Here is a 14,406-nt window from a genome sequence, read left to right as displayed (position 1 = left end):
AAGACAATTGCAGTGTGTTACTAGTAACAATAATTTCAACATAGCAGCATTCTTATTCACCGCCTAAATATTCAAACCGGGGAATTTGCTCACCATCAACCACAACTGAAGAAAAAAACAGCGTCAATGGCCTCACCCATAAGCCTTGTTTACCATACAACGCCTTATATAAAACCAACTTTTCTTCTGTTTCACTATGAGTGACCACACCAATCACTTGATAACATTGGCCTTTAAAATGGCGGTAACGACCGGCTTTTACCTCTGTTTTCACAGTACCTAACTCAACTCCATTAAAAAAGCCGGAGTATCACTCCGGCTTTGCAGAACAAGGCATTGCTGTTAACCATAATCAAAACTGCTAACAGCTACTTTGTGCATTAACAGCAATATATTAGTCAACACTTATCGTTTGTTAACAATCATCATCGCTGTTACACACGCTCAAAAATCGTCGTAATACCTTGCCCCAGCCCGATACACATTGTTGCTATACCCAATGTGCCACCTTTCTGTTTCATTACATTTAACAATGTACCAGAGATTCGGGCACCGGAACAACCAAATGGGTGGCCCAATGCAATAGCACCTCCATTGAGATTAACTTTATCATGCATTTTGTCCAGTATTTTTAAATCTTTTAACACAGGCAGTGCTTGAGCAGCAAAAGCCTCATTCAGTTCCAGTTGATCAATATCATCAATGGTGAGGCCAGCTTTTTTCAAAGCTTTTTTGGTAGCAGGTACTGGACCATAGCCCATAATGGCAGGATCAACTCCAGCAATGGCCATGGCACGAATTTTCGCCATTGGCTTGAGCCCAAGAGCTTGAGCCCGCTCCGCCGACATGACAATCATACAAGAGGCACCATCAGTGATCTGGGAAGAAGTACCTGCTGTCACTGTACCATTTTTGGGATCAAAAACAGGCCTTAATTCAGCCAGCTTTTCAGCCGTCGTATCAGGACGAATGGTTTCATCTTCACTAAAGATTTTCACATTACCATTTTCATCATGCCCTTCCATCGGCATAATTTCGTCTTTAAAACGGCCTTCAACTGTTGCCTGATGGGCCAGCTGATGAGAGCGAGCACCAAACTCGTCCTGTTGTTTACGACCAATGCCGTGTAGTTTACCTAGCATTTCAGCGGTTAGCCCCATCATGCCAGAGGCTTTTGCCGCATACAGACTCAACTGTGGGTTAGGATCAACTCCATGCATCATCCCCACATGGCCCATATGTTCAACTCCACCCACAACGAATACATCACCATTATTAGTCATAATAGCTTGAGCCGCCGTATGCAGTGCTGACATAGATGAACCACATAACCGGCTGACTGTTTGAGCACTGGATGTATGTGGAATTGGCGTCATCAGCGATGCCATCCGGGCAATATTCCAGCCCTGCTCCAAAGTTTGGTTAACACAACCCCAGATCACATCCTCGACTTCAGCTGGGTCAACACCTGGGTTACGGGCTAATAATCCAGTAATTAAATTGGCAGATAAGGTCTCAGCTCGCACATGGCGATACATACCATTTTTAGAGCGACCCATAGGGGTCCGGGCATAATCAATAATTACTACATCTCTAGGATTTAAACTCATAATAATGGGTTCTCATCAATATCGAGTGCATCGCTATCTGTAAAAGTCAATCTATCTAGCGGTGCACTCATGGGTGACAGTTAAAAAGTAATAGTTAATTAAAACGTGTTACTCGGTTAAGAATCGTGCACCAGATTTAGCCATTTCAATTAGCTTGACAGTGGGCTTATACAATGGCCCCAGCTCAGCAAATTTTTCGGTCAGTGCTACAAATTCTGCCACCCCCATATCATCAATATATTTCAAGGCCCCACCCCGGAATGGGGGAAAACCAATACCATAAACCAGCCCCATATCTGCTTCTGCTGGGCTTTCCACAATACCATCTTCTAAACAACGAACGGTTTCCAAGCACATAGGGATCATCATCCGGGCAATAATATCTTCGTCACTAAATGATTGACTGGCTTGGCAAACCGGTTTAATCATGTCGTATACTGTTTCATCCAAGACTTTTTTCGGCTTACCCTTTTTGTCTTGCTTATATTGATAAAATCCAGCATTAGTCTTCTGTCCATAGCGCTTAGCTTCATAAAGCACATCCAGCGCTGTTTTAAAGTCTCGTTTCATCCGATCAGGGAAACCTTCAGCCATTACGCCTTCTGCATGCAGCCCTGTGTCTAGACCAACCACATCCATTAAGTAGGCAGGACCCATCGGCCAGCCGAAGCGCTCCATTACTTTATCCACTTGGGCAAAATCAGCACCATCTCTCAGCAACAGAGAGAACGCGCCAAAGTAAGGGAATAAAATCCGGTTAACTAAAAATCCTGGGCAATCATTAACAACAATAGGCGTTTTGCCAATTGCTTTGGAATAGGCCACCACCGTAGCAACGGTTTCTTCGCTGGTCTGCTTGCCTTTAATCACCTCTACCAAAGGCATCATATGTACAGGATTAAAAAAGTGCATCCCACAGAATTTCTCAGGCCTTTTTACCGCCTCTGCCAGTTTATTAATGGATATTGTAGAAGTATTAGTCGTAAGTACAGCTTCTGGCTTAATCTGTCCTTCCACCTCAGCCAGCACTTTCTTTTTAACATCAATATTTTCAACCACCGCCTCAACCACAACATCAACCGTATTAAAATCACCATACGACAGTGTTGGAACTATTCGATTGAGTACTTCTGCCATGGTGGCAGGTTCCATTCGCTTTCGATCAACCCGTTTTACCAACAGCTTGGCAGCTTCGTTTAATCCAAGATCAATCCCTTCCTGATTGATATCCTTCATTAAAATCGGCACTTTTTTATAGGCTGATTGATAAGCAATACCACCGCCCATAATACCTGCACCTAAAACCGCAGCCTTGTTAGCTGGCAAGGCGAGTTCTTCATAATGTTTGGCCTTTTTCTTCAACAGCTGGTCTTTGAGAAACAACCCAATTAAATTCTCCGCCACTGGCGTTTTCGCCATTTTCACAAAGCCTTTTGCTTCTATTTTTAATGCCTCCTCCCGACCTTTAGTGGCTGCTTTTTGGATGGTTTTTATCGCTTCTACTGGCGCTGGATAATGAGGACCAGCTTGGCTAGCGACATACCCTTTAGCTGTTTCAAACACCATCATGCTTTCAATATTATTCAGCTTCAGTTTTTCCAGCTTTGGCTGACGTCGTGCCTGATAGTCAAGCTCACCGACTGCCGCACGCTTAGCCAAGGTAATAGCGGTGTCTTTTAATTGTTCCTGCGACACTACGACATCAACGGCTTTAGCTTTTAATGCCGCTTCTGCCTTATGTTCCTTACCTGCACAAATCCACTCGATGGCATTATCGGCACCAATCAATCGCGGCAATCTCACAGTGCCACCAAAGCCAGGATAAATGCCCAATTTTACTTCTGGCAAACCAACCTTGGCAGAATCCGCCATTACTCGAAAGTCTGCAGCCAAACACATTTCAAAGCCGCCACCCAAAGCAATACCATTAATGGCCACAACAGTGGGCATAGGTAAATCTTCAAAGTCACTAAATATCTGGTTAATTTTCAAGTTAGCAGCAATTAACTCTTCTTCAGGCATTTTAAAATTAGCCAGAAATTCTCCTATATCGGCACCGACAATAAAAACATCCTTGCCGCTGGTAACAATCAGGCCTTTGATTTGATCATTCCCCCGAATATTGTCAACAGCCTCACGTAGTTCTTCTAAAGTGGCCCGATTGAACTTGTTTACAGACTCGCCTTGCAAATTAAACTGCAGTTCAGCGATACCGTCTTCAAGCGGTTTAACCGTTATGGCCTGACCTTCGTAAATCATCAAATGATCTCCACGTTTTTATTTGTTTCGCTAATGACTCTGATTATTGGTTACAATACATTACAGTGAACTAAATCAATTACCCTTGCTTGCAGGCTATGTAAGAAAGTTATTAAGCCATACAAACCTCACCTGTCTTGCAACACACTTATTGTAGACCTGTTATTTCTTCCCTAAGAAACAGACAACAAATGTTGTTTTTTGATCAGATAAGCTTTTATCTACTATTTAAGGGGCTATTCCAGACTATTCACTTTCTATATAATGACTTTTCGGAATAATCCAGCCACTTTATAATCATTAGCGATACAATTTATTCATACGTTTGTTTGATTCCAGGTACAAACATGGGGAATTTTTTTGCTTTTGTCAATAACACATGTGGAGTCTGATACTTGAATAAGTGTAAAGTATTGGTTTTTGGGGTTAAGGTATGTTCCTTGCTGTTACTTACTCCCTACAAAGCCTTACCTGACGACCATCAACTGATCAGCCAGTAGCACTAACTGTCGTTTAATATCAGCGACATCTGATTCCTCTCCCCGTTCTTGCCAAATTGCAGTAATACAGGGACCGCCTACCATCACCGCTCTTACATCTTGGGGAAAAGTATTTAACAAGGTTAATAAGACCTCTTCCTCAACAATATGCTGGCTACCGCGACTGTCCTGCTGCCAGCAGACTGGCTCCTTCACACTGCGAAAAAAACGTATCGAAGGGAGTGGTTTGCTGTCATGAAAGGTTAACCGATAACCAATACAGTAGTCTTGGCTGGCCACTTTATCTGTCAAAACCAGGGGAATTTCTGATTTAACAAATTGCACAGACATCCCCTGGCTAATTGCCGCCTGACGGAATCGCATTCGCTTTCGCTCATGAGGAGAAGGTAAAACCCAGAAAATTGAGCCTAGTGTAGCAATTAGAACTATAACAATAATGAGAGTGGTCATTATTATCCTTAGTTAGGGTTAAGGTTTAGAGGGCCTATTACTATTTACCCAACAGGGAAACAGATAGGCCTGAGTACAGGTTGACCCAGAGCTCGCCGGGAGCAGCGACAATTGGAGACAGGGTAACCATTATGAATCAATATCAGCATATTTTGGTAGCCGTTGACCTCACCGAAGATGCCAATACTGTCTTGACCAGAGCGAAAGACATCGCCGCCTTTAACCAAGCCCGTTTAACCATGGTACATGTCATTGAGCCATTGAGTGTTGCCTATGGCAGCGATATTCCACTGGACTTGACTACCTTACAACAAGAAATCACCGAACAAGCCCAGCATCGTATTTCTGAACTTGCTGACAGAATTGATCTTAAAGATCAAGACCAGCTAGTGGTTTACGGCCGCCCGGAAAAAGAGATCCACCGCCTTGCTGAAGAAAAAGATGTTGATCTCATCGTTGTAGGTAGTCATGGTCGTCATGGATTAGCGCTCATTCTCGGCTCCACCTCAACTAGCATTTTGCATGGAGCAAAATGCGATGTACTGGCAGTTCGAGTAGGCAGCAAGTAGTGAACGTTAGTCCTCTTGCATAGCCTCCAATTCAGCCCAGCGGTCCAGTTTTTCCTCCAACAGCTGTTCAAGTTCAGCCAATCGATTGAGCACAGGCTGAACTTGCTCATGTGGCTGTTGATAAAAATCAGATTGACTGGTCTGGCGGGTTAACGCTGCTTGTTCAGCCTCTAAGGCATCAATCTCGCCAGGCAAATGATCAAGTTCACGCTGTAATTTATAACTGAGTTTTTTCTTGCCTGAGGCTAACTTAACCGGCTCAGGCTTAAGCGAAGATGAGCTGTTGGCTTGATTGCTTTTTTGAGGTGACTGATTGGTACCTGTCGCTGCTTCAACCAGCGCACTAAAGTTACCCCCTTGCCGCAACCAATCTTGATACCCCCCCACATATTCAATAACTTGACCTTTTCCTTCAAAGACCAGGGTACTAGTCACGACATTATCAATAAAGGTCCGATCATGGCTGACCAGCAGCAAAGTGCCAGTAAAATTAATCAGTAGCTCTTCCAGTAACTCAAGGGTTTCCACATCCAAGTCGTTTGTTGGCTCGTCAAGTACCAGCACGTTAGCAGGTTTGCTGAATAATCTGGCTAACAGCAGTCGATTTCGTTCACCACCTGATAACGCTTTAACGGGTGTTCGACAGCGCTCCGGAGAAAATAAAAAGTCCGCTAAATAACCCATCACATGTTTTTGCTGGCCATTGATTTCGATGGTTTCCCTGCCATCAGCAATGTTGTCGATAACTGACTTTTCCAAATCCAATTGATCACGCAGCTGATCGAAATAGGCTACCTCCAATTTGGTACCTACCTTAATTGCCCCTTGCTGAGGAGTGTCCTGCTCTAATAACAGTTTTAACAGGGTACTTTTACCCACACCATTAGGGCCAATCAGACCAACTTTATCTCCTCGAAGCAGCCGAATGGAAAAGTCTTTGATCAATGGCTGTTCGGTATAGCTGTGAGAAATGCCTTTTGCCTCCAACACCAGCTTGCCAGAAGCCTCCCCACTATCCACTTGGATTTTCGCTTTACCTTGAACATTCCGGCGCTGTGCCCGTTCTTCTCGCAGTGCTTTTAACGCTCGAACCCGACCTTCATTGCGCGTCCGCCGGGCCTTAATTCCCTGTCGAATCCAGGCTTCTTCCTGGGCCAGCTTTTTATCAAACTCGGCTTGTTGTCTGGCTTCAACTTCCAACAAATGAGCCTTATGCTCAAGAAAGCTTTGGTAGTCGCCCTGCCAGTAGGTTAACTGGCCACGGTCCAGCTCAACTATACGGGTAGCCAGACTTTGTAAAAAAGAACGGTCGTGAGTGATAAATAATACTGCGCCACGAAACTGCTTAAGTTGCTGCTCTAGCCATTCAATGGTGAGAATATCCAAATGGTTAGTGGGCTCATCCAATAATAAAATGTCTGGCTCACTCACCAGCGCTTGCCCCAGTATCACTCGGCGTCGCCACCCCCCTGACAGTTCAGCCATGACTTTATCAGCAGGTAACTCAAGTCGCTTGATTACCTGCTCTACTCGCTGGTGTAACTGCCAGCCTTGTTTGGCCTCAATCGCTTCTTGTACCTGCTCTAGACGCTTTAAGTCTAGTGCCTCACCTGTTTGCACGGATAGTTGATGATATTCTTTCAGCAACTCGCCCACTTCCGCTAAACCAGCAGCTACTACCTCAAATACAGTGAGTTGATCAGCATCCGGTAAGGCTTGGGCAACAAAACCAATTTTCACCCCAGGCTGATACCATACCTCCCCACTATCGGGGGGTGTTTCTCCTGCAACCACTTTTAATAAGCTGGATTTCCCAGCACCATTGCGGCCAATCACACACACCCGCTCACCTGGATCCAGTTGCAAGTTCGCATTCTCTAATAAGGGCATAGCCCCATAGGCAAGGGAAATTTCTGATAATCGAATTAATGGCATAACCAACCAAAACTAACTGATAAAATTAACGGGTTATCATAAAGCGTTAAGTCCCCAGTGAAAACCTAACGTCACTATTAGGAAATAACCTCTTCCCTGAATATATCATTTGACTAAAGTGACCCAGGAGACTTTGACTAAATAAAAGCCAACAGTCACACAACAAACTATCATTATTTGTGAAACGCGTAATTGTAATTTAACTGCCAGTGTAGTGTTCTATATTTAGTAAGTATTAAGTGGGAAACAACATATGCTTCATTGATAATTAACAATAATGTTTGGAACTGTTCAGTAACAACAATTATCAATAACTATTATCACTTACATAGAAACAACAACGCATTGACCCAGAAGTTCAGACAATAATGAGTAATTGGTTAAATGAAAATGCAAACAATCGCCCCTAAAGCACTGACCCTATGCATTGGTTTGCTAGGTGCTAGCTGGTGGCCCAGCGCTTCAGCCAACGTGCCTAATCACTATGAGCAGGAGCGACTGCTGTATAAAAAAGCACTCAAAGCACTTAACAAACATAACTGGAAGCAGTTCAACCAGTATCAAAATAAACTGACCCATTATCCCCTTTATCCTTACCTGGAATATTACGAATTACAACGAAAGCTATCGGTTTCGCCTTCGAAAGAAATCAACGCATTCATCAACGCTTACGGTGATTTACCCGTTACAAAGCAACTGCAACAAAAGTGGTTACGTTATTTGGCAAAAAACGGTCAATGGCAAACCTTTAAGGCTAACTACACCCCTAAAAATACCACAGCTGACTTACAGTGTTGGTACCATCGCGCCCAACTAGCAACTGGCCAAACCCACCAGGCATATCAAGGTGCTAAGCAGCTTTGGTTATCAGGTAAGTCACAGCCAAAAGCCTGTGACCCTTTATTTGACCGATGGCGCAAAGCTGGACAGCTAACCCAAGGGTTAGTTTGGCAACGGATGGAATTGGCTTATGAAGCACGTAATCCTGGCCTTGGTAAATACCTCAATCGTTTTTTAAATAAAACCTACAAACCCCTGGGGAAATTGCTATATAGCACCTATCGCAATCCACAAAAGCTTTTTAAATCAAGCCGCTATAAACACAATACTCCGTTTATGCGTGATATAATTAAAGTAGGCTTGATGCAAATGGCCCGGCGTAACCCACAAGAAGCACTGAATCTTTGGAAACAATACAGTCGCACCCATCGCTTTTCAGCTTCACAAAGCCGTTCAGTTAATCAATACATCTCCCTTTACTTGCTCAAGAACTTTGCTGCAGAAGAGTATCAGTGGGTTGATCAAGTAGCTTCCAAGCAACCAGATCAAGAGTTAGTAGAATGGCGTTTGCGCATTGCACTTAAAAGCCAGGATTGGCCTTCTGTAAAACGTGCCTACAAACTGCTATCTACTGAACAGCAACAAGAACCTCGTTGGCGCTACTGGTATATTCGTGCTCAAGAGGTCTTGGCTAAATCCAGTCGTGCTAAGCAGCATGTGATCAACCAATATGCAGAACTCGCTAAAGAGCGTGATTTTTATGCCTTTTTAGCCGCTGACCGGGTAAAAGTTCCCTATCAGCTCAATCATCAGCCATTTCCAATCAGCTCCCAAGCCAAAAAGAAAGTAAAGTCACTCAACGGTATTAAGCGCGCCGCTGAATTTTACCAACTAAACCACTATACATCAGCCAGACGAGAGTGGTATCACCTATCCAAATACCTTTCTAACGAAGAGTTAATGGCAGCAGCAGAAATCGCTTACAGCTGGAAACTGTATGACCAGTCGATTTTTAATGCTGCTCGAGCAAAGTATTGGGATGATTTACAACTACGTTTTCCATTAGCATTTAAAAGTCCTATTCTCTCCCTCAGCAAAAAAAATCAGCTACCCAGTAGTTGGGTTTATGCCATTGCTCGTCAGGAAAGTGCATTTATGTACAATGCACGGTCTCATGCTGGAGCCATGGGCTTAATGCAGTTAATGCCTGCGACTGCCAGACATGTTGCTCGTAAAAATGGTTTTCGCTACCGTGGCACTAAAGAGCTATTCAACCCTAAGAAAAATATTCAGCTAGGAACAGCCTATTTAGTGGAGCTAATGAAAACCTTTAATGGTAACCGTATCTTAGCCACCGCAGCCTATAATGCTGGTCCACATAGGGTAAAACAATGGCTAAAACGCAGTAACAACTTGCCCTACGATATTTGGATTGAATCAATTCCCTTTAATGAAACACGTAAATATGTACAAAATGTGCTGGCATACCAGGTGATATACAGCAATAAATTGGGTAAAAGTAAGACCACTGTCGTCACACCCAAGGAAAAAAATTACTTATATGCTTGGAATAAATCATAGCAACGATATTGACTGAAACGTAAAAAGGAGGCGATTGCCTCCTTTTTTTCTTAATTTTATGATTCAAGCTTGCCAGAATGCTCAGCAAACTTCCATTTACGAAATACAGCTAGCCATTGAGCACCACGCATATTGAGGATTAAACCAACTACCACTAAGAGAATCCCCGCCCATTGCACCATGGAAATAGTTTCATTCAATAATAATGCAGCAGAAGTCAAACCCACTGCTGGTACCCCTAACGTTAACGGCGCTATTTGGCCTGCAGGATAGCGACTGATTAAATAACTCCATAAGCTATACCCTAAAATACTGGCGCCAAATGCCAAATACAGCAGCGAACCCACAGACAGCCAAGAGAACTGTTGCAAGCTATCAGCAATAGCCACTGGGCCTTCGACAAAATATGAGAGAGTAAAAAACGGCACTGGAGGTATCCAGGCTGACCACACAACTAAACCAACGCCTGCTTTATAACCTTGCTGAGAGATTGCGCGATTGACAATATTGCCCATTGCCCAACAAGCAGCAGCAGCCAGTGTCAAACCAAAACCAACAGCCGTCATAGCCTCACCATTGTCAGACCAGCCGATTAATGCTAAACCACCGCCAGCAATTAAAATAGCAATTAACTGATAGCGTTGAATCGCTTCAGCAATCAATAAACTAGCCAATAGAAGCGTAAATAATGCCTGCGACTGCAGTACCAACGAGGCAAGCCCTGCCGGCATCCCCACAGCCATCGCCGAAAACAGGAAAGCAAACTGGCCAAAGCCAAGCGTCAAAGCATAAGCAAACAACCATTTAATCGGTATTTGAGGTCTGCTTATAAACCAGGAGCCAACCGTTGCAATTAGCAGAAAACGAAGCCCTCCCATTAACAAAGGAGGCATCTCTTCTAATCCCCAAACAATTACAACAAAATTAAACCCCCAAACTAAGATGATAATCAGGCCCAACACTACATCTTTAATACGCATAACTAGCTGCTCAAATAAGCTTTATGAAATAGCTGCCATTATACAAGGTAACCAGATATTAAATTTGCTGAAAAAAGGCAGAAATGAAGAAAAAAGACATCTGAGGTGACAGATAAAACAAAAGGAGACAGCTAGTCTCATTTTTAACTTCTCATCAAAAGTAAGGTGTTTACTTAATTTTTTTCGACTAACGTTAACTCCCACTTCACTGATACAACGGGGTTTATCGACTTGAGCCCCATTACCTGGGTCATCTTTTGGATACCGTCTTCACCACCATACTGATTGATATTGATTGAAGTGTCTTTATAAGACACAACCGAATAGTGAGTAGCCGAGTTTTTGGTCACTTTAACAAATAGTTGGATGGGCAACGTTGCCTCACGAATGGTTAAACTACCATCAACAGCCATTTGCTTAGAATCCCCAACTGCTATTTTTTGCTCATTAATAGCTGATAAATCAGCTTTTACTGTCGCATATCGATAATTAGTGATATCAAGTACCCACTTTTTAATGCGGTCATTCCGAACGGGTATTTTGGTATCAATCGTGGCTAAATCGATTTTTATTTCAGCCTGCTTTTGGTTATCTACCTCTCCTGCTACTCCACTGATTAATTGTGTTTCTTTTACCGACTTGTCATTAGTGAAAATTTTCTCCGTGATAAAATTAACCTTAGAATTCTCACTCTGTACTAGCCAAGCCGCTTGCACCTGTGAAACAGCAGCCGTCAGCAATGCACCTAATAACAGTTGTTTTGTCATAAAACACCCCTAAACAGTTAATTGTAGGGATAGCCTAAGGGGTGGAAATATTTTAGTTAAATAAAAAAGGCTAATGGTAGCGATTAGAATCTCTTATCAATTAAGCTTGATTTAAGGTAAGCATTCTATAGTTTGCCCTTCAACAGTAATACGAAACCGTGTATACAACAGGAGGGAACGAAAACAAACCAACATTTTATGCCTAAAGTCATATTTATGAGTTAAACAAAAGCGCTCCCGTTATCCCCTTAATCAGGGTTGAATCTGGTTAAGGGGCTCTTCTGCCCATTCCCACCTATTAAGACACACTTCGGCTTCTCCCTATTCAGCTTGATTTCAGGTAAAGTTGCTATCATTTACCAGGCCTTCAAAGCTGACAAGGAAACATAATGAAACTGCGATTACTTTTAGTCTTTCTGCTCTGCTGGATCACAGCATCAGGCGTGGCAGGTCAGGATATTTCGCCTTCACAGGCGTTGAGGCTCCAGCAGCAGGGGGTGATCTTACCAATGAATCAATTACTGCAACGGGTACGACGGCGCTACCCCGGGGAGTTACTGAATGCTGAGCTAGAAAAAGAAGGTAGTCGCTATGAATACGAGCTTAAAATACTCACCCCCCAAGGCCAAGTATGGGAAATTGAAGTCAACGCACAAACTGGTGCCATCCTTGAAGCAGAAAGAGATGACTAAACAATGCGACTACTCGTTGTAGATGACAACCTTGAGTTACTGGAAACAACAGCCCAAGAACTACGCCAAGCGGGCTTTGCGGTCGATACCTGTGACAATGGTGTTGATGCACTGCACCAAGGCCAGGAAGAAAACTATGCAGCGATAGTGTTAGATTTGGGCTTGCCGGATATTAATGGTTTAACCATTTTGCGAGAATGGCGTAGCCAACAAAATACAGTACCTGTCATCATCCTCACTGCACGTGGAGAATGGTACGAGCGGGTAGAAGGCCTCCAAGCTGGAGCAGATGACTATGTCAGCAAACCTTTTTATCATGAAGAACTGATTGCCCGTTTGCGAGCGGTTATTTGTCGTTATCACGGACATAATAATGCAGCTTTGCAGTTAGGCGATATCAGTTTAGATGAAGAAAAACAACAACTGAATTTTCAAGGCAAGCAATACAAGCTTACTGCCATGGAATTTCGATTATTGCGTTATTTTATGCTCAATCCAGGCAAAGTTTTAAGTAAACAGCGGCTTACCGACCAGCTGTATGAATACGATACAGATAAAGACAGCAATGTACTCGAAGTCTATATCGCTCACTTACGGAGAAAGTTAGGTAAAAAAGCAATCGAAACGCGTCGTGGGCAAGGCTATATTTTTCATGGATATGCTGCATGAAGTCAATCAGTCGTACCTTGGGGCTGGGTCTTGCCAGCTCCATTTGCTTTTTAAGCTTTATTATCGGCGTTATTACTTATGCAGCCATGGGAGAAAGCTTTAAGTCCTTTTTCAGCAATAAGCTAGATGATGATGCAAAAACAATACTCTCGCTACTGAGTACCAATAACCAACAACTAGTGTTAGACAAACAAGGGATCAGCCAATTACATAGCCGAATATTTTCTGGGCATTACTATATTATTCAAACTACCAAACAAAAATTTCGTTCCCGCTCATTATGGGATTATGAACTCACCTCTCCTACACTTGCAGTGGGTGAAAAGCTAATCGACGAGCTACCGGGCCCAGACCAGCAACAATTAATGATATTAAGCCAAGGATTTCGCATTGGTGATATCCCTGTCACAGTGACTATTGCCGAAGATGTTGGTGGCTTATATGCCAGTTTCCGTACCATGACTGGCGGGCTATTATGGGGGCTGTTCTTTGCTTTATTATTATTACTAATCATCCAACAATGGTTGTTACACCGTGGTTTAAAGCCCCTTACCAAATTAAAAAAATCCTTACATGCACTCCAAACAGGCGAGTTAAAAGTTATTACTACTAAAAAAATGCCAAAAGAAATACAGCCATTAGTTGCCGCATTGAATCAACTATTAGAAAACACTGCCAAATTATTAAAACGCAGCCGTAATGCAGTGGGGGATTTAAGTCATGCTCTTAAAACGCCTATAGCGCTGATGCAACACACGATTATTAGTGAATTACGGGAACAACCAGAAATTAGTAAAAAACTATTACGGCAATTAACTAGTATTCGTCAATACAGCGAACAAAAGTTAACCTCTGCTCGACTCGCAGGTGATATTTTACCTGGCGCCCAGTTTGAGCCTCATAAAGACTTAGTTGACCTTATTCAAACCCTACATACAATCTATCAAACCAAATCCGTGGCCATTAATTGGCAACCCCACCTATGGCCTGAACGCATTGCGATGAATCGCGAAGATGCATTAGAACTGATGGGTAATCTACTGGATAATGCCTGTAAGTGGGCTAACCAGCAAGTAGAGTTAAGCTATTCGCAGACCTCCACCCACCAACAGCTTACTATTGCTGATGATGGCCCAGGAGTTGCCCAAGCACATCAGAAACAATTAACCCAGCGGGGAAAACGCTTGGACGAACAGGTGGATGGACATGGTTTAGGATTAAATATAGTTGCTAATATTATTCAACATTATCAAGGCAATATTGAGTTCATCGGAAAAGGCTCATTGGGCGGTTTTGAAATTATAATTCAATTGCCGACTACTTCAATACAGTTAAAGTGAAGGGTATAAATACCTTCACTTTAACTGTATTACGCATATTACCTCAATCATTTATAAATACATAAGCTCATGGGATATCATGGATTGGCGGCCCAACTATAGAAGTTTTAATTTAATTAGTGCGGCTATCGCTAGCTTCACAGTAATAAGCTAGCCACCTAAAAACCATTCACGTTGTCTATAGATTATGGTTCATCCAAAAACATTTATTGAAATTTTTGTTTAACATTTCGACCTTCCTTAATCATTGATAATAACTCACTGTATCACCCGC

The 14,406-nt window shown here is 42.9% G+C and carries 12 protein-coding genes; 5 read left to right on the top strand and 7 right to left on the bottom strand.

What is annotated here, in order from left to right:
- Positions 1 to 52 precede the first annotated feature (52 nt).
- The 4 genes from G4Y78_RS14220 to G4Y78_RS14205 form a co-directional block, all read right to left on the bottom strand.
- Positions 53 to 274: a DUF1653 domain-containing protein gene (locus G4Y78_RS14220; protein ID WP_163833649.1), complete on the bottom strand. Its 222-nt coding sequence runs from the start codon at positions 272 to 274 to the stop codon at positions 53 to 55.
- A 160-nt stretch (positions 275 to 434) separates the two neighbouring features.
- Positions 435 to 1,610, bottom strand: coding sequence for an acetyl-CoA C-acyltransferase FadA (gene fadA / locus G4Y78_RS14215; RefSeq protein WP_163833648.1), 1,176 nt, complete (start codon positions 1,608 to 1,610; stop codon positions 435 to 437).
- A 108-nt stretch (positions 1,611 to 1,718) separates the two neighbouring features.
- On the bottom strand, positions 1,719 to 3,869 hold the full coding sequence (gene fadB / locus G4Y78_RS14210) for a fatty acid oxidation complex subunit alpha FadB (RefSeq protein ID WP_163833647.1): 2,151 nt from the start codon (positions 3,867 to 3,869) through the stop codon (positions 1,719 to 1,721).
- A gap of 467 nt (positions 3,870 to 4,336) precedes the next feature.
- The gene (locus tag G4Y78_RS14205) at positions 4,337 to 4,819 is read right to left on the bottom strand and encodes a hypothetical protein (protein WP_163833646.1); all 483 of its coding nucleotides are present in this window, start codon (positions 4,817 to 4,819) and stop codon (positions 4,337 to 4,339) included.
- A gap of 131 nt (positions 4,820 to 4,950) precedes the next feature.
- Here G4Y78_RS14205 and G4Y78_RS14200 point away from each other — a divergent pair, with 131 nt between their 5' ends.
- Complete coding sequence (locus G4Y78_RS14200; RefSeq protein ID WP_163833645.1) at positions 4,951 to 5,388, top strand: universal stress protein; 438 nt, start codon at positions 4,951 to 4,953, stop codon at positions 5,386 to 5,388.
- Positions 5,389 to 5,394: 6 nt separating this feature from the next.
- Here the strand turns inward: G4Y78_RS14200 and uup are convergent, their stop codons facing one another.
- Entirely contained in the window at positions 5,395 to 7,323 is a 1,929-nt protein-coding gene (gene uup, locus G4Y78_RS14195) for an ATP-binding cassette ATPase Uup (protein ID WP_163833644.1), read from the bottom strand.
- A 384-nt stretch (positions 7,324 to 7,707) separates the two neighbouring features.
- On the opposite strand from uup, the gene G4Y78_RS14190 reads away from it, so the two are divergent.
- Positions 7,708 to 9,684, top strand: coding sequence for a transglycosylase SLT domain-containing protein (locus tag G4Y78_RS14190; protein ID WP_163833643.1), 1,977 nt, complete (start codon positions 7,708 to 7,710; stop codon positions 9,682 to 9,684).
- A 56-nt stretch (positions 9,685 to 9,740) separates the two neighbouring features.
- Here the strand turns inward: G4Y78_RS14190 and G4Y78_RS14185 are convergent, their stop codons facing one another.
- Positions 9,741 to 10,664 (bottom strand): EamA family transporter, encoded by a 924-nt coding sequence (locus tag G4Y78_RS14185; protein WP_163833642.1) that lies wholly within the window; start codon positions 10,662 to 10,664, stop codon positions 9,741 to 9,743.
- 173 nt (positions 10,665 to 10,837) lie between these two features.
- Positions 10,838 to 11,431, bottom strand: coding sequence for a YceI family protein (locus G4Y78_RS14180; protein WP_163833641.1), 594 nt, complete (start codon positions 11,429 to 11,431; stop codon positions 10,838 to 10,840).
- A gap of 389 nt (positions 11,432 to 11,820) precedes the next feature.
- Between G4Y78_RS14180 and G4Y78_RS14175 the strand changes: the two genes are divergently transcribed.
- The 3 genes from G4Y78_RS14175 to G4Y78_RS14165 are packed head-to-tail and all read left to right on the top strand — an operon-like array spanning position 11,821 to position 14,132.
- Positions 11,821 to 12,123 carry a PepSY domain-containing protein gene (locus G4Y78_RS14175; protein WP_163833640.1) on the top strand — a complete coding sequence of 101 codons (303 nt, stop codon included), beginning with the start codon at positions 11,821 to 11,823 and terminating at the stop codon, positions 12,121 to 12,123.
- Between the two features lie 3 nt (positions 12,124 to 12,126).
- Complete coding sequence (locus G4Y78_RS14170) at positions 12,127 to 12,792, top strand: response regulator transcription factor (RefSeq protein ID WP_163833639.1); 666 nt, start codon at positions 12,127 to 12,129, stop codon at positions 12,790 to 12,792.
- Positions 12,789 to 14,132: an ATP-binding protein gene (locus G4Y78_RS14165; protein ID WP_163833638.1), complete on the top strand. Its 1,344-nt coding sequence runs from the start codon at positions 12,789 to 12,791 to the stop codon at positions 14,130 to 14,132. Before G4Y78_RS14170 ends, G4Y78_RS14165 begins: the two co-directional genes overlap by 4 nt.
- Positions 14,133 to 14,406 lie beyond the last annotated feature (274 nt).

It is taken from the genome of Spartinivicinus ruber (genome assembly GCF_011009015.1).
Lineage (GTDB): Bacteria > Pseudomonadota > Gammaproteobacteria > Pseudomonadales > Zooshikellaceae > Spartinivicinus > Spartinivicinus ruber.
Note: the sequence above shows the minus strand (reverse complement) of the source record. Positions and strands in the feature narration are given on the sequence as shown.

Coding starts and splice junctions, on each gene's coding strand:
- fadB (WP_163833647.1), bottom strand. CDS start 3,869: ATGATTTACGAAGGTCAGGCCATAACGGTTAAACCGCTTGAAGACGGT.
- G4Y78_RS14175 (WP_163833640.1), top strand. CDS start 11,821: ATGAAACTGCGATTACTTTTAGTCTTTCTGCTCTGCTGGATCACAGCA.
- G4Y78_RS14185 (WP_163833642.1), bottom strand. CDS start 10,664: ATGCGTATTAAAGATGTAGTGTTGGGCCTGATTATCATCTTAGTTTGG.
- G4Y78_RS14200 (WP_163833645.1), top strand. CDS start 4,951: ATGAATCAATATCAGCATATTTTGGTAGCCGTTGACCTCACCGAAGAT.
- fadA (WP_163833648.1), bottom strand. CDS start 1,610: ATGAGTTTAAATCCTAGAGATGTAGTAATTATTGATTATGCCCGGACC.
- G4Y78_RS14205 (WP_163833646.1), bottom strand. CDS start 4,819: ATGACCACTCTCATTATTGTTATAGTTCTAATTGCTACACTAGGCTCA.
- G4Y78_RS14170 (WP_163833639.1), top strand. CDS start 12,127: ATGCGACTACTCGTTGTAGATGACAACCTTGAGTTACTGGAAACAACA.
- G4Y78_RS14180 (WP_163833641.1), bottom strand. CDS start 11,431: ATGACAAAACAACTGTTATTAGGTGCATTGCTGACGGCTGCTGTTTCA.
- uup (WP_163833644.1), bottom strand. CDS start 7,323: ATGCCATTAATTCGATTATCAGAAATTTCCCTTGCCTATGGGGCTATG.
- G4Y78_RS14190 (WP_163833643.1), top strand. CDS start 7,708: ATGAAAATGCAAACAATCGCCCCTAAAGCACTGACCCTATGCATTGGT.
- G4Y78_RS14165 (WP_163833638.1), top strand. CDS start 12,789: ATGAAGTCAATCAGTCGTACCTTGGGGCTGGGTCTTGCCAGCTCCATT.